20 protein-coding genes, 1 other RNA gene and 1 pseudogene are annotated in these 24,122 nt (G+C 48.7%); 20 read left to right on the top strand and 2 right to left on the bottom strand.

Features of this window, described 5'->3' with window-relative positions:
• Positions 1-72 precede the first annotated feature (72 nt).
• From ABFC84_14230 to smpB, 17 genes are all read left to right on the top strand, one after another.
• A complete protein-coding gene (locus ABFC84_14230; GenBank protein MEN6413896.1) occupies positions 73-768 on the top strand; it encodes an MgtC/SapB family protein in 696 nt (231 codons plus the stop codon).
• A gap of 266 nt (positions 769-1,034) precedes the next feature.
• Positions 1,035-2,072 (top strand): ABC transporter substrate-binding protein, encoded by a 1,038-nt coding sequence (locus tag ABFC84_14225; GenBank protein MEN6413895.1) that lies wholly within the window; start codon positions 1,035-1,037, stop codon positions 2,070-2,072.
• A gap of 53 nt (positions 2,073-2,125) precedes the next feature.
• Positions 2,126-3,811, top strand: coding sequence for an iron ABC transporter permease (locus tag ABFC84_14220; protein MEN6413894.1), 1,686 nt, complete (start codon positions 2,126-2,128; stop codon positions 3,809-3,811).
• A 14-nt stretch (positions 3,812-3,825) separates the two neighbouring features.
• On the top strand, positions 3,826-4,872 hold the full coding sequence (locus ABFC84_14215; GenBank protein ID MEN6413893.1) for an ABC transporter ATP-binding protein: 1,047 nt from the start codon (positions 3,826-3,828) through the stop codon (positions 4,870-4,872).
• Positions 4,873-5,176: 304 nt separating this feature from the next.
• Entirely contained in the window at positions 5,177-6,196 is a 1,020-nt protein-coding gene (locus ABFC84_14210) for a sugar-binding domain-containing protein (GenBank protein MEN6413892.1), read from the top strand.
• 78 nt (positions 6,197-6,274) lie between these two features.
• Complete coding sequence (gap, locus tag ABFC84_14205) at positions 6,275-7,282, top strand: type I glyceraldehyde-3-phosphate dehydrogenase (GenBank protein ID MEN6413891.1); 1,008 nt, start codon at positions 6,275-6,277, stop codon at positions 7,280-7,282.
• Between the two features lie 72 nt (positions 7,283-7,354).
• Positions 7,355-8,539 (top strand): phosphoglycerate kinase, encoded by a 1,185-nt coding sequence (locus ABFC84_14200; protein ID MEN6413890.1) that lies wholly within the window; start codon positions 7,355-7,357, stop codon positions 8,537-8,539.
• A gap of 32 nt (positions 8,540-8,571) precedes the next feature.
• Positions 8,572-9,321 carry a triose-phosphate isomerase gene (gene tpiA / locus ABFC84_14195; GenBank protein ID MEN6413889.1) on the top strand — a complete coding sequence of 250 codons (750 nt, stop codon included), beginning with the start codon at positions 8,572-8,574 and terminating at the stop codon, positions 9,319-9,321.
• Positions 9,322-9,375: 54 nt separating this feature from the next.
• Entirely contained in the window at positions 9,376-10,905 is a 1,530-nt protein-coding gene (gene gpmI / locus ABFC84_14190) for a 2,3-bisphosphoglycerate-independent phosphoglycerate mutase (protein MEN6413888.1), read from the top strand.
• A gap of 83 nt (positions 10,906-10,988) precedes the next feature.
• Positions 10,989-12,272 (top strand): phosphopyruvate hydratase, encoded by a 1,284-nt coding sequence (eno, locus tag ABFC84_14185; protein MEN6413887.1) that lies wholly within the window; start codon positions 10,989-10,991, stop codon positions 12,270-12,272.
• 190 nt (positions 12,273-12,462) lie between these two features.
• Positions 12,463-12,693 carry a preprotein translocase subunit SecG gene (gene secG, locus ABFC84_14180; GenBank protein MEN6413886.1) on the top strand — a complete coding sequence of 77 codons (231 nt, stop codon included), beginning with the start codon at positions 12,463-12,465 and terminating at the stop codon, positions 12,691-12,693.
• A gap of 91 nt (positions 12,694-12,784) precedes the next feature.
• Positions 12,785-14,785 (top strand): sodium-translocating pyrophosphatase, encoded by a 2,001-nt coding sequence (locus ABFC84_14175; protein MEN6413885.1) that lies wholly within the window; start codon positions 12,785-12,787, stop codon positions 14,783-14,785.
• A 119-nt stretch (positions 14,786-14,904) separates the two neighbouring features.
• Positions 14,905-15,651 (top strand): gamma-glutamyl-gamma-aminobutyrate hydrolase family protein, encoded by a 747-nt coding sequence (locus ABFC84_14170; GenBank protein MEN6413884.1) that lies wholly within the window; start codon positions 14,905-14,907, stop codon positions 15,649-15,651.
• A 94-nt stretch (positions 15,652-15,745) separates the two neighbouring features.
• A complete protein-coding gene (locus ABFC84_14165) occupies positions 15,746-16,492 on the top strand; it encodes an alpha/beta fold hydrolase (GenBank protein MEN6413883.1) in 747 nt (248 codons plus the stop codon).
• A 5-nt stretch (positions 16,493-16,497) separates the two neighbouring features.
• Entirely contained in the window at positions 16,498-16,914 is a 417-nt protein-coding gene (locus ABFC84_14160; GenBank protein ID MEN6413882.1) for a PaaI family thioesterase, read from the top strand.
• Positions 16,911-19,226, top strand: coding sequence for a ribonuclease R (gene rnr / locus ABFC84_14155; protein ID MEN6413881.1), 2,316 nt, complete (start codon positions 16,911-16,913; stop codon positions 19,224-19,226). The genes ABFC84_14160 and rnr overlap by 4 nt, the downstream gene beginning before the upstream one ends.
• A 72-nt stretch (positions 19,227-19,298) precedes the next feature.
• Positions 19,299-19,772 carry an SsrA-binding protein SmpB gene (gene smpB, locus ABFC84_14150; protein ID MEN6413880.1) on the top strand — a complete coding sequence of 158 codons (474 nt, stop codon included), beginning with the start codon at positions 19,299-19,301 and terminating at the stop codon, positions 19,770-19,772.
• Between the two features lie 2 nt (positions 19,773-19,774).
• Here smpB and ABFC84_14145 read toward each other — a convergent pair whose 3' ends face one another.
• Positions 19,775-20,683, bottom strand: a complete 909-nt coding sequence (locus tag ABFC84_14145; protein MEN6413879.1) for a DMT family transporter — start codon at positions 20,681-20,683, stop codon at positions 19,775-19,777.
• 154 nt (positions 20,684-20,837) lie between these two features.
• Between ABFC84_14145 and ssrA the strand changes: the two genes are divergently transcribed.
• Positions 20,838-21,185, top strand: a transfer-messenger RNA (tmRNA) gene (gene ssrA, locus ABFC84_14140).
• A gap of 219 nt (positions 21,186-21,404) precedes the next feature.
• On the opposite strand, the gene ABFC84_14135 is transcribed toward ssrA, so the two are convergent.
• The gene (locus ABFC84_14135; protein MEN6413878.1) at positions 21,405-21,869 is read right to left on the bottom strand and encodes a lecithin retinol acyltransferase family protein; all 465 of its coding nucleotides are present in this window, start codon (positions 21,867-21,869) and stop codon (positions 21,405-21,407) included.
• Between the two features lie 210 nt (positions 21,870-22,079).
• Here ABFC84_14135 and ABFC84_14130 point away from each other — a divergent pair.
• Positions 22,080-23,061 (top strand): annotated as a pseudogene (locus tag ABFC84_14130) (IS5 family transposase).
• 629 nt (positions 23,062-23,690) lie between these two features.
• The coding region (locus ABFC84_14125) for a helix-turn-helix transcriptional regulator (GenBank protein ID MEN6413877.1) at positions 23,691-24,122 on the top strand (432 nt) is incomplete at its 3' end.

The following is a 24,122-nucleotide window of genomic DNA, read 5'->3' as shown; positions in this document are numbered from 1 at the left end:
TTGGTTTAGCTAAGGCGCGGAATAAGCGGCGATGGCGACGGCCTGTTGATGCAAGAGGATGGGGGGAGAAACTTGATTGCGGACATTGATGTTTTTATCCGGCTGGTGGTTGCATTATTGTTAGGCGGCTTGATCGGCTATGAACGGCAGGCTTGTAACAAGTCTGCCGGGCTGAGAACGCATGTGCTTGTCTGCATCGGTTCCTGCCTGATCATGGTTTTGTCCATTAATATTTACCATACGGTACAGGGCTTGACAAATGCGGATCCAACCCGTTTGGCGGCGCAGGTGGTCAGCGGTATTGGCTTTCTTGGTGCCGGGACCATTATGAAGGAAGGGGCGACGATAAAGGGGTTGACTACCGCAGCCAGCTTATGGGTCGTTTCCGGAGTGGGGCTGGCTGTAGGCAGCGGTTATTATTTCAGCGCCTTATTTGCTACTGTGCTGGTATTTTTAACCCTGACTATGCTGCAGCGGTTTGAGAAGGCCGTTCATATTGACGGCGTGATGATGGTCAGCATTGATGCGATTGACCAACCGGGACAGATTGGCAAGATTTGCGGCTATTTTGGCAGTTCGGGAATCAGCATTCAGGACATCCGGATTGAGGAGGAGAGCAATCAGCATTTGCTTTTATCGATAGCCTTGCGGCTGCCTGAAGAAGCGAATACAAATGGAATGACATCCAGCCTGATGATGATTGACGGAATTTATTCGGTGAAGTGGAATGAAAAATTTTCTTTGCAGGAAGGAATATTCAAAATTTAGTGGAAAATATAATAAAGAAGATAATAGTTTGCATTGGACCGGAGAAGAGAAAAGTCCAATTACACTAGGCTGTGTTCTGGTGTAATTGGACTTTTTTGCATAATTAGAGGCCCGGCGCAATGGGGGGACGTTAATCGCAAAGAACGCAGAGGGAGTTTAACTTAAATAATTTGTTCAATCCGGCAGGAATGTTGCTGTTTAAATGAGAATGACTTATAGTACGAACATTCTTGGTATTTATAATTTAAGAAAGGGGAGATTTTGTAGTGAAGAAACGAATGCTTGTTTGTGTGGCTTTGATTGCGGCGGTTACTTTCCTGGCTATGGTGTTTGCCGGCTGTGGCAGTTCTACCGCCGATAAGCCAAAGGCGGGGGGAGGGCCTAAGGGGACGGTAATGATTTACACCTCAATTTATCCTGACATCATTGAATCGGTAAAACCGGCTCTGGCAAAGGCTTTTCCTGATTTGGAGATCCAATGGTTCCAGGGAGGAACGGAAAAAGTTATGACCAAGGTTTCCGGTGAAATTGAGGCGAATAAAGTTCAAGCCGATTTGCTGATGGTAGCGGATCCATCCTACTACATAACGCTAAAAAATCAAGGATTGCTGCTCAAATATGACGCTCCGAACCGTAAGGATGTCAAAATCAATAAAGACGCAGACGGTTACTGGACCGGTGTGCGGATATCCAATATGGTAATCGCCTATAACACCAGCAAGGTCAACCCGGCCGATGCGCCGAAATCCTGGCAGGATCTGCTTGATCCCAAATGGAACGGGCGGATTGCAATGCCCAGTCCACTGTTGTCCGGCACCGCTTATGTAACGGCGGGAGCTTTGTCCGACAAGTTCGGTTGGGACTATTTTACGGCTTTAAAAAACAATGGTTTGAAGGTTGAAGAAGGAAACGCCGCTATTCAAAATAAACTGATAACCGGTGAATATCTGGCGGTTGTTATTCTGGAAGAAAATATTCTTAAAATGGCCGCTAAGGGAGAACCGGTAAAAGTCGTATATCCGGAAGACGGAACGGTTGTTATTCCCAGCCCGATTGCAATTATGAAGGACAGCAAAAATCCGGAGGCAGCACAGGCCGTACTGAACTGGTGGCTGTCGAAGGAAGGGCAGGAAGCGGTAGTTAAAGGCTGGATGCATTCGGTGCGGGATGATGTGGAACCGCCTAAAGGCGCACCGGCGTTAAAGACATTTATTGACAAATCCTTCAAATTAGATTGGGATAAGCTTTCCCAAGATGCGGAAAAAATTAAGGACACCTTTAGAGCAACAGTATTAGATAAATAAGCTACCGGCGGGGTGAAGAGCAATCTTCACCCCGCTTATAGGAGGACGGCTTTGTGAGTATCCGGGGGATTTTTTCTCGTTTAGATGCTAAGTGGCTCGTTATATTATTGGCAGTCGCCGTATTGGTGTTTTTTGTTGTTGTGCCGATGGTATATTTGGTATATAACAGCTTTATGGCCGGCGGCAGCATTAATTTCAGCAATTACCAAACCGTATATAGTAAAGTCGTGAACTGGACGGCTTTAATGAATACCTTTAAGTTGTCATTGCTGGTGATGGGGCTTAGTTTGGTGATTTCTTTTCCCCTGGCCTGGCTTGTCGGCAGAACGAATCTTCCGGCCAAGGGATTTTTCCGTACGTCTTTTGTTGCAACGTATATGATTCCGCCTTATGTGGGTGCCATTGCCTGGGCCCAGCTGCTGAATCCCAGTGTCGGTTATGTGAATACACTACTGGTAAGCTGGTTTCACTTAACAGCTTCGCCCTTTAACATTTACAGTATGAGCGGTCTTGTTTGGGTATTGACCCTGTTTTATTCACCTTTTGCTTTTATCACGATTTCACGGGCTTTGGAAAAAATGGATCCTACACTGGAGGAAGCTGCCAGGATTTCAGGCGCCTCGCCCCTGCGGGCTCTGGTGGATGTTACCCTGCCGCTAATGTTTCCCAGTATTCTGGCGGGGGGGCTGCTGGTCTTTATTGCCGCCGGATCCTGTTTCGGCATTCCGTCGATTATCGGTATGCCGGCTCAGATTGAGGTGCTTACCACCCGGATTGTTACTTATGTCTATATGGGAGACAGCAAAGGCATCCGGGATGCAACAGCTTTGGCGGTTTCGTTAATGCTGATCGCCAATTCCCTTTTGTTCTTTATGACTTATATGGTAGGGAAAAAGGATTATGTCACCATTGGCGGCAAAAGCACCAGACCGAATATTGTAGATCTGGGCAAATGGAAATGGCTGGCTGTTGCGATAGTGATAGGCTACGGATTGGTTTCAGTGTTCCTGCCGCTGGCGGCTATTCTGGTGACTTCCATGATCAAATCTTTGTCCCAGCCCATTACCTTCAGTAATCTGACTTTTGCCAACTGGCTGCCGGTTATGCAAAGTCAGCAGTATTTAGTCCCGATTAAAAACAGTTTTATTACGGCAACAATTGCGGCGACGATTTCCACCTTTATTGCTATCTTAGTCAGCTATTTATTGGTGAAAACCAAGGCCAAAGGGCGAACGATACCGGATGTCTTATCGACTTTGGGCGGAGCTACTCCCAGTGTGGTTATTGCTCTGGCTTTGATTATCACCTTTTCCGGCAAAATCGGCTTAAATCTATATTCTACTCTTGCCATCCTGATTGTTGGCTATATGGTCAAATATCTGACCATGGGAGTTCGCACGATTTCGGCTTCTCTGAGCCAGGTGCATTCATCTTTGGAAGAAGCGGCGCTGAATTCCGGTGCAAGCTGGATTCGAACCTGTAAAGATATCTTACTTCCCCTAATCGCACCATCAATTGTCGCCGGCTGGTTTCTGGTGTTTATGCCTTCGTTTTATGAGCTTACCATGTCCATCATTTTGTATGGGGCGAAGACAAAAACAATTGGTGTGCTGCTGTATGAACTGCAAACTTATGCCGATCCACAAAATGCATCCGTGCTTTCGGTATTGGTTTTGCTGATTGTGCTTGTCGGCAATTTGATTATTCGGAAGATAACAAAAGGCAACGTTGGTATTTAAGGAGAGGAAAACATATGGCTCAGGTCAAAATCGACGGAATAACCAAGCAATTTGGGGAAGTGAAGGCAGTTGATAATTTTAATTTGACGGTTGCGGATGGGGAATTTGTTTCCATCCTGGGACCATCGGGCTGTGGCAAGACAACGATGCTGCGAATGGTGGCAGGGTTTGAGCGAGCCACGGAAGGCGAAATCTCTATTGGGGATAAGCTGGTAAGCTCCAGTAAAAATGTTACCTTTGTGCCGCCGGAAAAGCGCAATATCGGCATGGTCTTTCAGTCCTATGCCGTCTGGCCCCATATGACTGTTTTTAATAATGTCGCTTATCCATTAAAAATTAAAAAAGTATCCAAAAGTGAAATTGAAGCAAAAACCAATCGGGTTCTCGAATTGGTTCATCTGGATGGGTATGCAAAACGATATCCCCATCAATTGTCAGGCGGGCAGCAGCAGCGGGTGGCTTTGGCCCGGGCGCTGGTAGGCGAACCGCGACTGCTGTTGCTGGATGAACCCCTGAGCAATCTGGACGCCAAACTGCGGGAAAGTATGCGGTTTGAAATTAAGGAACTGCAGCGCAATCTGGGTATTACCGTTATTTATGTTACCCACGATCAGGCCGAAGCAATGGCTATGAGTGACCGAATCGTTGTCATGAATCAAGGAGTGATTCAGCAGATTGACAAACCAATTAAGATTTATGAAAATCCGGTGAACAAGATTGTGGCTGATTTTATCGGGCTGGTTAATTTTATACCGGCAGAGGTTACGGCAGATAAAATTGTTATGCCCAGTCTGCAATACACGCTGCATCAGCCGAGCTCCTTTTCCGGCAAGGCGTTGGTGGCAGTCCGGCCGGAGCATATTGTTATGAGCCAGGAAAATGGCGATTTGCGGGGAATCTTATCCCATAAGTTTTACATGGGAGATTCTACCGACTGCCGGATTAAGGTCAAAGATACCATCCTCCGGGTTATTGCCAAGGCGGGAGCGTTTGCGGACTATCCGGACGGAAAAGAGTTGTTTTTGCGGTTCGATAAAGTGATGGTTTTTCCCCAGAATTAAAAGTTGGGAAAGGTGTTGTCCGCGGCTGGGCGTTGTTCAAAACAAATCAGGTGTCAGCGCGAGGCGTTAGCCGCGCCGCGGCGGGTTCAAGGAATGGATGGAAGAGCGGGCAGCAGAGAAGGTTTCTTTGCTGCCCGCAATTGCAAATGGAAGTCTTTTCTTAAAAAAATGTGGATTTTTTCAATAACTTGGCAGGACTTGACCAGCAAGCAGCGAAAATTAAAATATATAATAAAAAATTTTTTTGCAATGATGGGACACATTATGCTCCTAGGGGACATAACACGTCCGGGAGGGAAAAGGCTTGGAAAGAATTGTTCAACTGCATCGCAAAATTGCACCGGAATTGATTGCTGTGGTGGAAGAACGCTACGATATTCTTCGCCATGTGCAGCATGACGGACCCATCGGCCGGCGGGCATTGTCCCAATCATTAGGTATCGGCGAACGGGTCGTCCGGGCACAGGTTGATTTTCTGAAAACTGCCGGGTTAGTTGATTTTTCACCTTTAGGCATGACAGTTACCCAAGACGGGCAGACTATTCTTGCCGATTTGGCTGAATATATCCGGTTATTGCGGGGCCTTACCTTATTGGAGACGGAGCTGGCAGAACGTCTGGGATTAAAACAAGTCATTGTTGTTCCCGGGGACAGCGATCTCGACAGTGCCGTAAAGCGGGAATTGGGCCGCACGGCGGCCAATGTTCTGGCCCAACACTTGACTGAAAATATGACGGTGGCCGTCAGCGGCGGGTCGACAATGGCCGGTATGGCCGAAAGCATCTGCCTGTCGGCGCCGACGACTACGGTAGTGCCGGCCAGAGGCGGGCTGGGTGAACAGGTTGAATATCAGGCGAATATTATCGCTGCGGTCATGGCTGCTAAAATTGGCGGACATTATCGTCTGCTGCACATCCCGGATGGAGTGAGTGAGAAGGCTCTGGGAGCCATTATGGCCGGTGATGCTACGATTACCAGTGTGATCGACATGGTCAAGCATGCGGATATTCTGATCCATAGCATTGGCAGGGCCCATGACATGGCGGTGCGCCGCAGCTGCGATGCATCGCTGGCGGAAGACATCGTCAGCAAGGGGGCGGTGGGGGAAGCTTTGGGACATTATTGCACTCTTCAGGGAGAGTGTGTCTATGTAACCAGCAGTGTGGGCCTGCGCTTGGCTGATTTGGCTCAAATCGGTCTGGTTATTGCGGTGGCCGGCGGCCGGAAAAAGGCGGCGGCCATTGTCGCTGTTATCAGCGCCGGCGGTCAGGATATACTCGTTATTGACGAAGCTGCCGCCAGGGAAATAGCGAATCTTGTTTGAGGTAATGCCACGGGAAGGTGCCGGTTTCGGCGTATTTTCCGTTTAGGTATACAATAATACATAGGGGGTATTTATGTGATGGCAACAAAAGTAGGAATTAATGGGTTTGGTCGTATTGGCCGTAATGTTTTTCGGGCGGCGCTGGGCAATCCGGCGGTAGACATTGTAGCAGTCAATGATTTGACGGATGCAAAAACACTGGCTCATCTGCTAAAGTATGATTCCGTTCACGGCATACTGGATGCAGAAGTCAAAGCAGACGGTAATGATATTGTTGTAAACGGCAAGACCATCAAAGTTTTGGCGGAAAAAGACCCGGCTAACCTTCCCTGGAAAGATTTGGGGGTTGACGTGGTCGTAGAATCAACCGGACGGTTCACCGCTCGGGATAAGGCAGCGGCTCATTTGACTGCAGGGGAGAAAAAAGTTGTTATTTCCGCGCCGGCAAAAAATGAAGATATCACCATTGTTATGGGTGTTAACCAGGATAAATACGACGCGGCTAAGCATCATGTCATTTCCAATGCTTCCTGCACCACCAACTGCCTGGCTCCTTTTGCCAAAGTCCTCCATGACAGTTTTGGTATCAAACGGGGCTTAATGACCACGGTTCATTCTTATACCAATGACCAGAGAATTCTGGATCTGCCCCATAAAGATTTACGCCGGGCCCGCTCTGCCGGCATGTCCATTATTCCGACAACCACCGGCGCCGCCAAAGCGGTTGCTCTGGTTCTGCCGGAATTGAAGGGCAAGTTGAACGGTTTTGCGATGCGGGTTCCCACGCCGAATGTATCGGTGGTTGATTTGGTGGCTGAACTGGATAAAACAGTGACTGCCGAAGAGATCAATGCCGCACTGAAGAAAGCGGCGGAAGGCGAATTAAAAGGCGTTCTCGCTTACTGCGACGAACCGCTTGTATCCAAGGATTTCAACGGCAATCCAAATTCCTCCATCGTTGACGCTTTGTCCACCATGGTTATCGAGGGTAATTTGGTGAAGGTCGTCTCCTGGTATGACAACGAATGGGGTTATTCCAACCGGGTCGTTGATTTAATTGGCTTTATCGCTAAAAAAGGACTGTAAAATCTATAATAATTAAATAGAAAAATGCAGCAGAGGGTCACAGCAGTGTGACCCTCATTGGAGGTAAAGAGTATGGAGAAAAAATGTCTGCGTGATGTCCAGCTGAGCGGCAAAAAAGTATTGGTACGGGTCGATTACAATGTTCCGATGGATAAAAGCGGCCATATTACCAATGATGCCCGCATCCGGGCAACACTGAATACGTTGGAATATTTGCTGGCGCAAAATGCAGCCGTGATTTTGGCCAGCCATCTGGGACGTCCCAAAGGAACAGTGATGCCGGAGTTTTCCCTGGCGCCTGTGGGCAAAAAGCTGTCGCAGCTCATCGGACGGGAAGTACAATTCGCGTCCGACTGCATCGGGCCGGAAGCCGAGCGGAAGGTCAAAGAGCTGCAGCCGGGGCAAATTTTGCTGTTGGAAAATTTGCGTTTTCATAAAGCGGAAGAGAAAAACGATCCGGATTTTGCCCGTCAACTGGCCGGCCTGGCCGATGTGGCCGTGAATGATGCATTCGGTGTGTCCCACAGGGCTCATGCATCGGTGGAAGGGATCACTAAATTTATCCCTATGATAGCGGGCTTCTTAATGGAAAAAGAAATTGTTTTCCTGGGGAGGGCACTGACACAGCCTGTCCGTCCCTTTGCTGCTATTATCGGCGGAGCAAAAGTATCGGATAAAATCGGCGTCATTGACAATTTGCTGGGCAAAGTGGACACGTTAATCATTGGCGGCGGGATGGCTAACACCTTTATTGCGGCTCAAGGCTATTCTACCGGTAAATCCCTGGTGGAAGCGGATAAACTGGAACTGGCTCGCCAATTGATGGAAAAAGCTCGTGAGCAAAAAGTGAATTTGTTATTGCCGACTGATGTGGTGATTGCCGATCAATTTGCGGCCGATGCGAAAACCAAGGTAGTCGGGATTGGCGAGATTGAAGACGGCTGGATGGCGCTTGATATCGGACCGGAGACGGGCATTGCTTACGCCGCGGCTTTGCAGGATGCCAGGACGGTAGTGTGGAATGGACCGATGGGGGTGTTTGAGATGGATGCTTTTGCCAAAGGAACGGAAAAGGTTGCCAAGGCGGTTGCTTCTTCTCAGGCCACCAGCATTGTCGGCGGCGGTGATTCCATAGCGGCCCTGGAAAAGACCGGTCTGGCTAAAGAGATTACCCATATTTCCACCGGCGGCGGCGCATCATTAGAATTTTTGGAAGGTAAAGTATTGCCGGGCATTGCCGCTTTAGCCGATAAATGAGATAGATTAATAGCCTGGGAGGGATTGCAAGTATGCGTAAACCGATTATTGCCGGCAACTGGAAGATGCATAAAACTATTGGCGAGGCTCAGCAGCTGACAAAAGAACTGGTCAAGCTGACGGCTGACGCCAAGAAAGTAGATATTGTCATTTGTCCGACCTTTATTGCTTTAGCGGGGGTAAAGCAGGCACTGGCCGGAAGTGCCGTCAAGCTGGGTGCCCAGAACATGCACTGGGAGCAGCAGGGAGCTTTTACCGGTGAGATTTCACCATCTATGCTGAAAGATGCGGGCTGCGATTATGTGATCATCGGCCACTCGGAACGCCGCCAGTATTTTGCTGAAACCGACAGCACGGTCAACGAAAAATTAAAGGCTGCTTTTGCCAATGATCTGATCCCGATTCTGTGTGTGGGTGAAACATTGGAACAGCGGGAAGCAGGAACTACCGAAGCGATAGTGGAACGTCAAGTCGGCATTGATTTGGCGGGATTATCCGATGAGCAGATTTCCCGGATGGTGATTGCCTATGAACCGATTTGGGCTATTGGCACCGGTCGGACGGCATCTGCCGACGACGCCAATAGCGTATGCGCTTTTATTCGCCAGACAGTCGGAACTATGTTCAAAGGCAGTACGGCAGATGAAGTCCGCATTCAGTATGGCGGCAGCGTAAAACCGGCCAATATCGCCGAATTAATGGCCAAAAGCGATATCGACGGCGCTTTGGTAGGCGGTGCTGCTTTGGATGCTGCTGGCTTTAGCAAAATCGTTAAATTTTAAGAGAAAAAACAGCGTATTTTAGAATAAGGAGGGGATGGCTTGGAAAAATTGCGAATGCCAATCGCCTTGCTGATCCTGGATGGATGGGGCATAGGCCGCCCTGATGATCCCAGCAACGCTATTGCTAATTCTGCTACGCCTCATATGAACTTGCTGCCGGAATTGTATCCGGCTACCAGCTTAGCCTGTTCCGGCGAGGCGGTAGGACTGCCGGAAGGACAAATGGGCAACTCTGAGGTAGGACACTTAAACATTGGCGCCGGGCGGGTTGTCTATCAGGAACTGACCCGGATTACAAAGGCCATTGCCACCGGAGAATTTTTCGACAATCGGGTACTGCGCCGGGTTATGGAACAGGCCAAGGCAGGCCGGGGTGTGCTTCATCTTATGGGGCTGCTCTCCGACGGCGGTGTCCACAGCCATATCCGTCATTTGTACGCTTTGCTGGAAATGGCAAAGCGGCAGGGAATTTCCCAGGTTTATGTCCATTGCTTTCTCGACGGGAGGGATGTTCCTCCCAGCAGCGGGATAGAATACGTGAAAGACTTGGAAAATAAAATGGCTGAACTGGGGATCGGCAGAATTGCCAGCATCGCCGGCCGCTACTACGCCATGGATCGTGATAAGCGGTGGGAACGGGTTGAGAAAGCGTATAATGCTTTAGTGCAGCGGCAGGGCCAGCATGCAGCGACTGCTCAGGCTGCTGTTGAGCAGTCGTATGCTCAGGGACAAACCGATGAGTTTGTAATCCCAACCGTGGTGGACAATTGCAGCGACGGTGGGATTCAGGCCGGCGACGGCGTAATTTATTTTAATTTCCGGCCGGATCGGGGCCGTCAGCTGACCAGAGCCTTTGTGGACGCGGATTTTGCTGGCTTTATCCGTCCGCAAGGCTTGCTTTCCCTTCATTTTGCGACCATGACTCAATATGATGAAACATTGGCTGTACCGGTAGCGTATGCGCCGCAATATTTAAAAAATACTCTGGGCGAAGTATTCAGCCGGCAGGGGCTCACTCAGCTGAGGATTGCCGAAACGGAAAAATACGCGCATGTAACCTTTTTCTTTAACGGCGGGGAAGAAAAACCTTTTACAGGGGAAGAACGGGTGCTCATTCCTTCGCCGAAGGTTGCCACGTATGATCTGAAACCGGAAATGAGCGCTTTGGCAGTAACTGATAAAGTCGTAGCGGAAATCAAAACCGGCAGGTATGATTTGATTATCTTGAATTACGCCAATGGGGATATGGTTGGTCATACCGGCAAGCTGGCGGCGGCTGTTCAGGCCGTGGCCACGGTTGATTCCTGTCTGGGACGGGTGGTTGACGCTATGCGGGACCGGGGGGGAATCACCTGCATCACCGCCGATCACGGCAATGCGGAGTGCATGGCTGATCCGGCAACCGGCGAGCCTTTTACCGCTCATACCACCAACCGAGTACCCTTTATTCTGGTAGCGGAAAAGTACAAAGGGGCGAAGCTGCGAGCGGGAAGCCTGGCTGATATTTCACCTACCATCCTGGAATTGGTCGGCATCGAAATTCCGCCGGAAATGACAGGAAGGAGCTTGTTGGCGAAGGAATAGTACGTGGCGAATAGCTCATAGCTCATGGCGCATAGCCAAGTGCCAAGTGCCAACCGCCATAAAACAACAAGGAGGCAATATATATGACGACAATAGTAGATATTTTTGCCCGGGAGATTTTGGACTCGCGGGGTAATCCGACAGTGGAAGTGGATGTCGTTCTGGAAGACGGATCTTTGGGAAGAGCGGCTGTACCGTCAGGCGCTTCCACCGGAATGTATGAAGCCGTGGAACTGCGGGACGGAGACAAGAGCCGTTATGGAGGCAAAGGCGTTTTAAAAGCAGTGGAAAATATCAACAATACCATCGCACCGGAATTAGTGGGATTGGACGCTTTGGATCAGGTTGCCATTGACAGTGAAATGCTGGAATTGGACGGTACGCCGAATAAATGCAAGCTGGGGGCTAACGCGATCTTAGGCGTATCCATCGCAGTCGCCAAAGCAGCGGCCATTTCTCAGGGACTTCCCCTTTATCAGTATTTAGGCGGCTTTAATGCCAAGGAACTGCCGGTGCCGATGATGAACATTCTCAACGGCGGCAAACATGCGGATAATAATGTGGATATTCAGGAATTCATGGTTATGCCGGTTGGCGCTTCCTGTTTCGCGGAAGCACTGAGGATGAATGCCGAAGTATATCACAACCTGAAAAAGGTGCTGAAAGACCGGGGGTTAAGCACGGCTATTGGTGATGAAGGCGGGTTTGCTCCCAATTTGTCATCCAACGAAGAAGCTTTGAGCGTCATTGTGGAAGCCATTAAAAAAGCCGGGTATAAACCAGGGGAAGAAATCGCCCTGGCTATTGATACGGCCGCTTCCGAAATTTTCAAAGACGGCAAATACAATCTGGCCGGTGAAGGGGTGGTAAAAACTTCGTCGGAAATGGTGGAATTTTATGCCGGCTTAGCCGATAAATATCCAATTATCTCGATTGAAGATGGTTTGTCGGAAGACGACTGGGAAGGCTGGAATTTATTGACCAAGCGGCTGGGTGGAAAACTTCAGCTGGTTGGCGACGATATTTTTGTTACGAATACAAAACGGTTAAAACGAGGTATAAAAGAACAAGTCGCTAATTCCATTTTGATTAAGGTGAACCAGATCGGTACGCTGACCGAAACCTTTGATACGATTGAAATGGCGAAACGGGCCGGTTATACCTGTGTTATCTCGCACCGTTCCGGTGAAACGGAAGACGCTACCATTGCCGATATCGCTGTAGCCGTTAACGCCGGACAAATCAAAACCGGAGCACCGGCCCGTACAGATCGGGTAGCCAAATATAACCAGCTGCTGCGTATCGAAGAAGAATTGGGAAATGTTTCTCAGTACAAAGGCAAAGCTGTTTTTTACAATTTAAAATAGAAGCAGCCAACAGGTAACAGCCGGGAGAATAGTTGCGGCTGTTACCTGTATTAGTAAAATCATGGGAATATATTTCTTGCTTTTTGGTGAGAATGGGAATAACATCGGAAATAATAATAGGTAATACATTGCCAACCTCAATTTAATTGTGCTAAAATATATAAGTAAAACTCTGGGGGGGGTAAAAGCTTTGATTACAGGAATGATGATTCTGGAAGCCATTATATCCATTGCTTTGATTGCCGTTGTAGTGCTGCAGTCAGGAAAAAGTGCCGGGCTGTCCGGGTCTATTGCCGGTGGAGCCGAGACCATTTTTGGCGGTAAGAAAAAAGGCATTGATGAAACCCTGTCGAAAGCAACCATGGTGCTGGGCGTACTATTTGGTGTGGTAACAATGGTTTTAGTGAAATTGATGCAATAGGGTTTTATTGCACCTCAATGAATTTCATTGGGGTATTTTTCAGTATTTTTAGGGGGACAGGATGTCCCAAATTTAAGGAGGAAACTATTAGATGGATTTGTTGTACATTGCACCTGGAGCCGGTGTGCTGGCACTTTTATTTGCTGCTTATCTGATGAGCAGCGTGCTCAGCGAAAGCCCGGGTAATACAAGGATGCGGGAACTTTCCCAGGCGATTTTTGAAGGAGCGATGGCCTTTTTAAACCGTCAGTATAAAACTTTAATTCCGTTTACTGTTGTCATTTTTGTTGTACTGTTTATTGCCAGCGGCTACAAATTGGCCGTATCCTTTCTGGTAGGTGCCGTTTGTTCGGCTGTCGCCGGCTATATAGGCATGAGTTCGACGACAAAAGCCAACGCCCGTACTACCGAAGCTGCCCGCAGCAGTTTGAATAAAGCTCTTGGCGTATCTTTCCGCGCCGGTGCTGTTATGGGTATGGCGGTTTCCGGCCTTGGACTGTTAGGCGTTTCCGTTCTGTACATAATCTTCCGCGATCCGGTAGCGATCAACAGCTTCGCTTTTGGTGCCAGCGCCATTGCGTTCTTCGCCCGTATTGGCGGCGGTATTTATACGAAAGCCGCTGATGTGGGTGCCGACCTTGTGGGTAAGGTGGAAGCCGGTATTCCGGAAGACGACCCCCGCAACCCTGCTGTTATTGCCGACAATGTGGGCGATAATGTGGGTGATACGGCCGGTATGGGTGCCGATATATTCGAGTCTTATGGCGCTACTGCCATTGCTGCCATGCTGATTGGCAACACTCTGTTCGGTATTAATGGTGTGTTATTTCCCCTCTTGATCGGCGCTGCCGGAATTGTGGCGGCTATTCTCAGCACCTTCCTGGTACGCACCGGTGAAAATGGCGATCCCCAGGCTGCCTTAAATCGTGGCCTCTGGTCAACAAACTTGCTGACTGCCATTATGGCTTATGTTTTGGCTACTCATATTTTCGGCGCAAAAGGTTTCGGTATTTTTGTTGCCATTGTGGCCGGTTTAGCGGTTAATATTCTTGTTGGTGCAATTACCGAATATTACACTGCCAATACCAAGCCGCCGACACAGCATATTGCCGATGCATCGCAAACCGGTGCGGCTACCAACATAATTGCCGGTATTGCAACCGGGCTGCGAAGTACCGCTTTACCGATGATCGTATTTGCCATTGCAATCTGGGTTGCTTTTAACCAAGCCGGTATTTATGGTATTTCCATGGCGGCTATGGGTATGCTTTGTACCGCCGGTATGGTGGTTGCCGTTGATTCCTTCGGTCCTGTTGCCGATAATGCCGGCGGCATTGCCGAAATGGCCGAACTGGATCCCAAAGTCCGCGAGACTACCGACAAACTGGATTCCGTAGGAAATACTACAGCGGCGATTGCCAAAGGTTTTGCTATCGGTTCCGCCGCTCTCACTGCCTTGGCTCTGTTTACTGCTTTTGGTGAAGAAATTGTTAAAAATCCGAAATTGGCCGGCCTCGTATCCAACGGTCATCTGGTCATTAACCTGACCGAGCCCGGTGTAATCATCGGCATCTTCCTTGGCGCTACCCTGCCTTTCCTGGTGTGCGCATTCACAATGGAAGCTGTTGGCAAGGCGGCTTTCGAGATGATTGCGGAAGTACGCCGCCAATTTAGAGAAATTCCCGGCATCATGGAAGGCACCGGTCGTCCTGATTATGCCAAATGCGTTGATATCAGCACCAAAGCGGCACTCCGTGAAATGCTGCTGCCTGGTTTATTTGCAGTAGGAACTCCCCTCTTAGTTGGTTTTCTTATGGGGGCGAAATCGCTGGCCGGATTCCTGGCCGGTGCCACGGCTGCAGGAGTTCTGATGGCTATTTTCATGGCCAATGCCGGCGGTGCCTGGGATAACGCCAAGAAGTATATTGAATCCGGTAAATACGGCGGCAAAGGCACTCCGACTCATGCTGCTGCCGTTATCGGCGATACAGTAGGCGACCCCTTTAAAGATACTTCCGGTCCTGCCATGAACCCATTAATCAAAGTCGCAGGTACTATTTCTCTGATTATTGCTCCGTTGCTGTTCTTCTAAAATCAATTTGTGTTCAAAAAGCATCAGGCTTTGCCTGGTGCTTTTTGTATCAATTTTTAGTATCCTTTTTGTCGGCAGCGGCATAACAATAAGATGCAGCTTATTGCGGAGGTGAGATAATGACAGGGCCGATTATCGGTATTTCAGCCGGCAGCATTATCACTGAAGAAGGAGCCGGCAGCGAAAAGCTGAGTGTGAACGAGGCGTATATTAAGGCGATTTGTCAGACTGGCGGCGTTCCGGTGATTTTACCAACCGTTAGCGTAAAAGCAACGATTGAGGCACAAGTCGGTTTGCTGGACGGGCTGCTGCTTTCCGGCGGCGGGGATATCCATCCCTTGTTTTATGGGGAAGAGCCCGATACAAGACTAGGTTTTTGTGATCTTCGCCGGGATGAGTATGAACTTGCACTGATTCAGGCGGCCGCCGGTCGGCACAAACCTATCTTTGGCATCTGTCGGGGAATACAGGTGCTTAATGTGGCTTTTGGGGGGACCCTATACCAGGATATTTCCCGGATACCCGGCAGCTGTCAACAGCATACGCAGCAGGCAAGGAGAGATACTCCTTTCCACACCGTAATCGTGGAGAAAACTACCTGCCTGTTTGATATCGTGGCGACTGAAAGTTTCCGGGTCAACAGTTTTCACCATCAGGCGGTAAAAGACCCGGCACCGGGATTTATTGTCAGTGGCCGCACTCGGGACGGTGTGGTTGAAGCAATCGAACAACCGGGACAGGAGTTTGTGCTGGGCGTACAGTGGCATCCGGAGATGCTGCTCCAGGTCCGGCCTGAGATGAGAGAACTTTTCCGGCGTTTTGTAAAAAAAGCGGCACAGTCAAACCGAAGGAGTAGTATAAAATAGTAAATTTTTCTATCAATAAATTATAATCATTTTCCTATAATGGTATAATGATAGGGGTAGATCAATTTGATGGAGGGATTGCCTGTTGACGATTATGAAAGGGGCCGAACCTTTTTTGCTGCCCGGCGGCGATCACGGCGCGCTGCTGGTGCATGGCTTTACGGGATCCCCATCGGAAATGCGGCTTCTGGGCGATTTTCTTCAGACTCAGGGCTATACTGTTTTTGCCCCCCGCTTACCCGGCCACGGAACCCGGGCGGAAGAGATGGCAAAAACAACCTGGCCGTTGTGGTATGGGGCTGTCGAGGATGGGTATCATATATTAAAACATCTTTGCCAGGAGATTGCTGTCATTGGCTTGTCCATGGGGGCTCTGCTGGCGTTGAAGCTGACTGTTGACTATCCGGTAAGCCGGGTAGTCTCCTTAAGCGCACCGATTTATATCACAGACCGCCGGCTGCCGATGCTGCCGGTTTACCGCTTGTTTCGCAGCTTTGCGCCCAAGCGCCGCCGGCGATATCCGGATATCGATCCGCGATATTCGGTAGGGTACGATCGTACACCCCTTCGCAGTTTGGGAAGCATGCTGGAGCTGGTTAAGCAGGTGGATCGGCTGCTGCCGGTGATGCAAGTACCGGCCTTAATCATCCAGTCCTATAACGATCATACGGTGCGTCCCAAGAGCGCCCGCCATATTTATGAGCGGCTGGGCAGCAGCGATAAGCAGCTGATTTGGCTGGAGCGATCCGGCCACATCGTTACCCTGGACCGGCAGCGAGACAAGGTCTTTCAAGCAGTTGCAGAATTTTTACAGGGCGAATTGAAAGAGAGAGGACGGTAGTCACAGTGGGACAAGTTAGCAATGAGGAAGCAAATCAGTGGTGTTTTGCTTGTGGACGGAACAATCCGATCGGGCTGAAGCTGTCTTTCCGGGAGGAAAATGATACCTACATCAGCCATTTTACCGCCGGACCGGAACATCAAAGTTATGACGGCATTGTTCACGGAGGAATCATTAGTACATTGCTGGATGAAATTACTACTCGCTATTTGTATGCCAGAGGCTGGAATGCAGTTACGGCCCGTCTGGAAATTCGCTATCGTCATCCGACTCCTATTGGGAAAGAACTTACAATTATCGGGCGACTCAAGGGACATAAGGGCCATATGTATGAGATGGCCGGGGAAATTCGACTGCCGGACGGCACGGTGACTGCTCAGGCGAAAGCGATAGTGGCAGTAATTGGAGAGGAAAAATCATGACGCTAAAGGAAAAAATACTGGAATTTATGCATACCGAAGTCTATAAACCCCTTACGGCCGAAGAACTGGCCGAGCAAATGAATCTGAAGGCACGGGAACTGCTGGACTTTTGGCAGGTATTGCAGCAAATGGAAGACAACGCCGATGTGATCAAAACCCGCTACGATAAATACGGCGTGCCGGATAAAATGAATCTGGTCGTCGGACGACTGCAGGCCAGCAATAAAGGATACGGTTTTGTCATTCCGGAAACCCCGAAGGAGCCCAATGAACCGGATGTGTTTATCCCGCCGGATGCCATGATGACCGCTATGCATAATGACCGGGTCGTGGCCAGGGTCCATTTTCACCAGCCCGGCCACGGCAAGGCCAGAGAAGGCGAGATTATCCGCATCATTCACCGGGCCAATCCAAAAGTAGTGGGAACTTTTGAAGCCAGCCGCCACTTTGGCTTTGTTGTTCCCGATGACGTGAGGATCGGCAATGATATTTTTATCCCCAAGGACGAATTTAACGGTGCCAAAGTCGGTGCCAAAGTCGTTGTTGAAATTACGAAATGGCCGGAAAAAAAGCGCAGTGCCGAAGGTAAAATTAGCGAAGTACTGGGGCAAAAAGGCGATCCGGGCATTGAAATATTGTCAATTATTAAAAAAAACAATTTGCCAACCGAATTTCCCCTGGAAGTAGAACGGGCTGCGGCTGCGGCACCTGATGCCATTAATCCGGCTGAACTTGCCGGGCGCCGGGATCTTCGTCAGCTGCCGATCGTGACAATCGACTCGGAAGATGCCAAGGATCTGGATGACGGAGTGAATTTGGAACGGCTCCCCAACGGCCGCTACCGTTTAGGTGTGCATATCGCCGATGTCAGCTATTATGTCCGGGAGAACAGCCCCCTTGACCAGGAAGCCAGGGAGCGGGGAACCAGCGTCTACCTGGTGGATCGGGTCATTCCGATGCTGCCTCAGCGGCTGTCCAACGGTATCTGCAGCCTGAACGCCGGTGAGGACAGACTGGCAATGTCGATTCAGATGGAAATTAACCACATGGGCCAGGTACTCAGCTATGATATTTTTCCCAGTGTGATTCGGGTGGCAAGACGGTTGTCCTACAACATCGTGAGCAAAATTTTGGTGGAGCACGATGAGGCCGTGAAGGCAGAATACCGGGAACTGCTGGAATCACTGGAAGATATGGAACGGTTGTGCCACATTCTGCGGGACCGTCGGATGCGCCGGGGGGCAGTTGACTTTGATTTCCCGGAAATAAAGGTCAAGCTGGACGAAAAAGGCAAACCCATTGAATTAGTCAAGCGGGTGCGAAATTTAGCGGAGTCCATTGTGGAAGAATTTATGCTGGTGGCCAATGAAACCGTGGCCGAACATATGCATGACCTGGATGTTCCCTTTATGTTCCGGGTACATGAAGAACCGGAACCGGAAAAAATGACGAAACTGAATAATCTGCTGCATAACTTTGGTCAAAGTCTGGCCAAGGTGGAGGAAGTGCAGCCGATGGCTCTGCAGAAAGTTCTCAGCAGCATTGCCGGCCGCCCGGAAGAGCGGATCATCAGCACTGTGATGCTGCGCTCCCTGAAACAGGCCCGTTACGAAGCGGAGAATTTAGGACATTTTGGTCTGGCCGCCACCTATTATACGCATTTTACCTCACCAATCCGCCGCTATCCCGACTTAATCGTCCATCGCATCCTGCGGGAAACCTTCAATACCGGCGATGTTTCGGCCAAGCGCCGGGGAAAACTGGCGGCCATGCTGCCGGAGATCGCCCTTCATTCCTCCCAGCGGGAGCGGGCTGCCGCCGAAGCGGAACGGGAAACCGTCGATTTAAAAAAGGTTGAATATATGGGCCAGTTTGTCGGTGAGAAATTTGACGGAGTCATCAACGGTGTTACCGCTTTTGGTATTTTTGTCGAACTGGAAAACGGCGTGGAGGGTTTAGTGCGGGTTTCCAGCATGGACGACGACTACTACCGCTATGAAGAAGACCAGTACGCCCTTATCGGCGAACGCACCCGGAAAGTTTACCGCCTGGGCGACCCGGCCCGGGTAGTCCTGGTGCGGACCAACCCGGAAGAACGGACCATTGATTTTGTACTGGCTTCCTCCTCCGCTCACGCTCTGCGTCCCCAACCGGACAAGAGTAATCAAGGACGGACAAAGGGGAAGGCCACTCCGGCCAAAAAACCCACTTCCATTGCCGAGAAAAAATCAAAAAAACGCAAAACCACAGGCGCCAAACCCCGCCGCCCCAGACCCAGAAAAGCGAAGCGTGCTGCGGCGCCAAAGCCGTAAAATCAATTCTAAAAATCCTACGTCATATGCTATAATAAAGTAACGTTATCGCATATACAGGAGAGGAATACTATGGGAAAAAAGGACCCCAATAACAAACCGGTGGCGGAAAACCGCAAAGCCCGCCACGATTATTTTATACATGAAGCCTTTGAAGCCGGCATTGTGCTGACCGGAACGGAAGTCAAATCATTGCGGGCGGGGAAAGCCAACTTAAAAGACTGTTACGCCCGGATTGAAAACGGCGAAATTATGCTGTACAATATGCACATCAGTCCCTTTGACCAGGGCAATCGCTTCAATCACGAACCGCTGCGAACCCGTAAGCTGTTGATGCACCGGGAGGAAATCAACAAGCTGATCGGCAAAACGAAGGAAAAAGGCTATACCTTGGTGCCGCTGAAGCTGTATTTTACCCGGGGAAAAGTCAAAGTCGAATTGGGACTGGCCACCGGGAAACATACGTATGACAAACGGCAGGATCTTGCCGCCAAGGACGCCAAACGGGAAATGGACCGGGCGTTTCGCGAACGGCAGAAAGAGTAGCCTTATTCCTCAGAATGCACCGCCGGTGATGCTACAGCAGAGCTGTTGCCGGTCCACACCTGAAGAATGACTACACCAGCTAAAATCAATAATCCGCCGCCCGCTTGGAGCAGCGTAATTCTTTCATTGAGCAGTAGACAAGACAGCAGTACGGTGATAATCGGTTCCGTAGTGCTAATGATGGCCGCATTAGCGGCGCCAATGCGGCTCATCCCCGCAAAAAAGAAGAGAATGCCGATAACAGTACCGAAGAAGGCAATACCCAATATCGCCAGTATTCCTGGTAAAGCAATAGCAAATTGCAGTTCTCCGGCAAGTGCTCCGCCCAGCAGCAGATTCATACCGGCGGCAGTACACACGATAGTGGCAGCGGCTACTGAATCAACTTGCCGGAGAACCCGATTCCCAATGACAATATAGGCGGAATACACTACCGCTGCGCCTAAGCCCAAACATATTCCCAGCGGATTGAGCCCGTTAAACGAGACTCCCAGCACCAGGAACAAACCGGCAAAGCAGACAGCTAAAGCGGAGCATTTCGGCAAAGTAACCCGTTCGTCGCCAAGGGCGAAAGCGAGCAAGCTAACCAAGGCCGGATAGGTATAAAGAATCATTGCGGCGAGAGAAGCCGACAAGTATTTCAGCGCCAGCGCAAAAAAAAATGACATGGTTCCATAGCCTAACGTACCCATAAGAAAGAGCTGAACCGATAACTTTTTAGAAATATGAGGCAGAGTACCTCGCAAATATAGTATCAGCCATAAGACGGCTGCTGCCAGCAAAAACCGCAAGGCAAGCATGGTAACCGTGTTTACTCCGGCTGCATAAGCAATTTTAATAAAAATAGCGAGGGTTGCAAAACCGGCTGCTGAAAATAGGACCATCAGTATACCGGTGGTTTTCTTGTCCATTGGAATCAACTCCTTCCTTTATAATATTCAGTTTGCGCAGGAAAAGTTCCTGTCGGTCTGTCTGGCATTGACAGAAAATTTTGGCTGAATAACGCCATTGTCCATTCGCATAGTTTGTGCTATAATAGTCTAACACATAGTTTGCTCTAAATATGGGGGTGTACTGGTTTCGACAGGGGTAGTTGTGGCATAGGTAGCGAGCCGGGGTTCCATCAGCCCGTCAACACGGTGGATCTTAAAGTAAAAGCAAACGACGATTACGCTTTAGCAGCTTAATGCTAACGTCCTACTCTCCTTTTTCCTGCGGGGAGGGATAGGGCGACAAACAGCGGGATACCTGAGGTTCTATTCTCGGCGGACCGACTGGGAAACTTATCGAGATAGCACCAGCGAAGCCTGTCCGCAAGCGTCAACGGTGCGAAATCTAAAATGCGGAATGCGCTCGGAGAAGCCTGTGTAGCAATACTTTTGGACAGGAGTTCGACTCTCCTCACCTCCACCATCTAAATCCCGACTTTTTACAAAAATAGGAAACGGCTATTTGTCTTATAATGGACAAATAGCCGTTTTTGGCGTTTAAAGTTTTATGGAAACCGGTGCTATTTTTAAACACAAAAATGGTCTAATTTAAAAAAACAATTTTGCTTGGACAATAGGCCAACAAACAATCACATTCATGAAAAAATAGAAATAAAAGGTATCAAGGAGTGAGGGCATTTTGTTATTTCATTAATATTCCGTCTACCCAATTCCAGCGGTACCATATTACAGGATTGCTCCCATTTTCGTATTTTTCAATTTGTTCTTTGATATTAGATAACGTGTTATAATAATTGCCAAAATTACCGCTTAAGCAACCACATGAAAAATGATGACAGTTATTGAACAAAATATCATAATCCATTTCATGATTAAGCATCTTTAAAGCCCGTTCTGCAACATCTAGACTGCCAATTGGCTCGTAAGCATCGTAGCGGTTGGAAGTATCATTAAATGGAACCCAGATTTCGCGATGGACGGTATAGAAACTATCGGTAAATTGCTCAAATGACACTTTTTCAATTTTTCCTTCACCGGATAATTGTACTACCTTACCTCCACCATATAAATCCGGAACGACTGAGAGCCCGCGAATTTCGCGGGCTATTGTTGCTTGTGTGGGACGGTTGGGGGCTATGACCTCCACCAGCTAACACCGGATTAAAGGGAGTAAGGCTTTAATATGATACAAAAAAGAACCATCCCCTTTTACCACAACACAATTTTCCGTTCATGCCGTTTCCGGAAAGCTAGGGAAACACTGATTTAATCATTTCCAATTATAGGAAAACTGATGATCCATGTCGAATACATGTAATAGCAAAAAGAGCGAAGGATTGACATGGGAGGATCATCAATGGAAAAGCAGACATCGTTTAGCGAGTGGGAATACAGCCACAAGAAAAAGCAAACTCGGCGAGATGTATTCCTGGAAAAAATGGAAACCCTGGTTCCTTGGAAAGAATGGGTGGCACTCATTGAGCCCCATTATCCTAAAGGAAAGCGGGGACGTCCGCCGATTGGCTGTGAACGAATGTTACGTTTATATCTACTCCAGTCCTGGTACAATTTATCGGATGAAGCAATGGAAGACGCTGTTTATGACAGCCAATCCCTGCGTCAATTTAGTCGAATTGACCTATCGCATGAATCCGTACCGGATGCCACAACACTGCTGAAATTCCGCCATCTGTTGGAAAAACACCATCTGCCGAAACAAATGTTTGAAGAACTGCAGCAACGTCTGGGAGAACAAGGAATCTTCATGAAAGAAGGAACCATTGTTGACGCCACGATTATTGAGGCGCCGACCTCGACAAAAAACGAACGCCAGAAACGGGATCCGCAAATGCACCAAACAAAAAAAGCAATGAATGGCACTTCGGGATGAAAGCTCATATCGGGGTAGATGCCGCCAGTGGTATAATTCATACCCTGGTGACTACCTCGGCCCAAGTTGCGGACATTGTCAAGACTACAGAACTGTTGAACGGAGAAGAAGAGTTGGTCTATGCGGATGCGGGCTATACTGGTATTGAAAAACGAGACGAAGTAAAAAAACAAGAGAAAAACATCACATGGTTGATTGCCAAACGGCGTAGAGCTCTGCGTAAGATGGCAGAGAGTTTGAAAAAAGAAGCGTTGTTGGCAGAGGAATATGCCAAATCCGCCGTTCGCTTGTGGAACACCCGTTCCATCTGATCAAGAACTTGTTTGGTTACAGCAAGACTCGGTATAGGGGACTTGAAAAAAACGAAGCACGCCTGTTTATGCTATTCGCCTCTGTCAACCTACTGATAGCAGGACGTAAGAGCAGACCTGCCTCGGTGGGAAGTTGAACCCGAGGGGAAAGTCTGCCATGAAATCGGATGATCCGGTTTCAGAGCGATAAAGGGTGTTTTCTAGCATCTGTTAAAGATCATTTTGCAATAAAACGAATGTGTTTTGCCTTTTAAATAGTAAAAACAGCTATTATTCAGTGCTTCCCTAGGTTTCTCCTTGCATAAGACGCCAAGAAAGATGGGAATCCGACCACACGGAAAAGTGCTGAAACGGTTCAAGCAGAAAGTAAGAGAAATAACTGGCCGCAACCGCGGTCGGTCAATCGAAGCAATATTGCAGGAACTGCGAAGATATACAACCGGATGGCTGGGCTACTATTCTATAGCAGATATGCGAAATAAGATGCAAGAAATGAATCAGTGGATACGGCGCAGATTGCGGATGTACTTGTGGATGCAATGGAAGAGAATCTCAGCCCGGTTTGAGAAATTGAGAAAGGACATTTCTTGAAGATCTAAAATGATAATTATTTGCCAGCCGGAATGACAAAATAGCATAAAAAACCAATAGACTAAATTGTCGATGGAGGTGAGAAATAATTCCTCCAAATTGCACTTTTTCATGCAATATATTGTCCTAAACAGGAAAATATAGTACAATATATTGCATGAAAGGAGAGCTAAAAATGGATTACTTAAATGCAAATATTGCTGTCAATTTGCGCCGGATTCGGCAAAGCAAACAAATGAGTTTGGAAAATGTAGCATTGGAGACCGGGTTGAGTAAAAGTATGTTGGGACAGATTGAACGGGGGGAAGCCAATCCGACAATCGGTACACTGGGGAAAATTATCAGTGGGCTTAGAGTGAACTTTATGGACTTGGTTGGAGCGCCGCAGGAGGAAAGCTATGTGGTTCGGCGCGTAACCCTCACACCTGCTAAATATGTTGAAGATGCATATAAAAACTACGTGTATTTCCCTTATGAGAAGGAACGCCCTTTTGAAATATATGACATTGAAATTAAACCCGGCAAAGATTATCCCTGTAGTTCTCATGGTGAAAATACCCAAGAGTATTTGATTGTTACAGAAGGAGAACTTTTTTTGGAAGCAGGC

Source organism: Veillonellales bacterium, assembly GCA_039680175.1.
In the GTDB taxonomy this organism is placed as follows: domain Bacteria; phylum Bacillota; class Negativicutes; order JAAYSF01; family JAAYSF01; genus JBDKTO01.
Note: the sequence above shows the minus strand (reverse complement) of the source record. Positions and strands in the feature narration are given on the sequence as shown.

What these genes read in the sequence shown, in the direction of transcription:
- ABFC84_14215 (MEN6413893.1), top strand. Translation starts at nt 3,826, where the DNA reads ATGGCTCAGGTCAAAATCGACGGAATAACCAAGCAATTTGGGGAAGTG.
- gap (MEN6413891.1), top strand. Translation starts at nt 6,275, where the DNA reads ATGGCAACAAAAGTAGGAATTAATGGGTTTGGTCGTATTGGCCGTAAT.
- ABFC84_14200 (MEN6413890.1), top strand. Translation starts at nt 7,355, where the DNA reads ATGGAGAAAAAATGTCTGCGTGATGTCCAGCTGAGCGGCAAAAAAGTA.
- tpiA (MEN6413889.1), top strand. Translation starts at nt 8,572, where the DNA reads ATGCGTAAACCGATTATTGCCGGCAACTGGAAGATGCATAAAACTATT.
- gpmI (MEN6413888.1), top strand. Translation starts at nt 9,376, where the DNA reads ATGCCAATCGCCTTGCTGATCCTGGATGGATGGGGCATAGGCCGCCCT.
- eno (MEN6413887.1), top strand. Translation starts at nt 10,989, where the DNA reads ATGACGACAATAGTAGATATTTTTGCCCGGGAGATTTTGGACTCGCGG.
- ABFC84_14175 (MEN6413885.1), top strand. Translation starts at nt 12,785, where the DNA reads ATGGATTTGTTGTACATTGCACCTGGAGCCGGTGTGCTGGCACTTTTA.
- ABFC84_14170 (MEN6413884.1), top strand. Translation starts at nt 14,905, where the DNA reads ATGACAGGGCCGATTATCGGTATTTCAGCCGGCAGCATTATCACTGAA.
- ABFC84_14165 (MEN6413883.1), top strand. Translation starts at nt 15,746, where the DNA reads ATGAAAGGGGCCGAACCTTTTTTGCTGCCCGGCGGCGATCACGGCGCG.
- rnr (MEN6413881.1), top strand. Translation starts at nt 16,911, where the DNA reads ATGACGCTAAAGGAAAAAATACTGGAATTTATGCATACCGAAGTCTAT.
- smpB (MEN6413880.1), top strand. Translation starts at nt 19,299, where the DNA reads ATGGGAAAAAAGGACCCCAATAACAAACCGGTGGCGGAAAACCGCAAA.
- ABFC84_14145 (MEN6413879.1), bottom strand. Translation starts at nt 20,683, where the DNA reads ATGGACAAGAAAACCACCGGTATACTGATGGTCCTATTTTCAGCAGCC.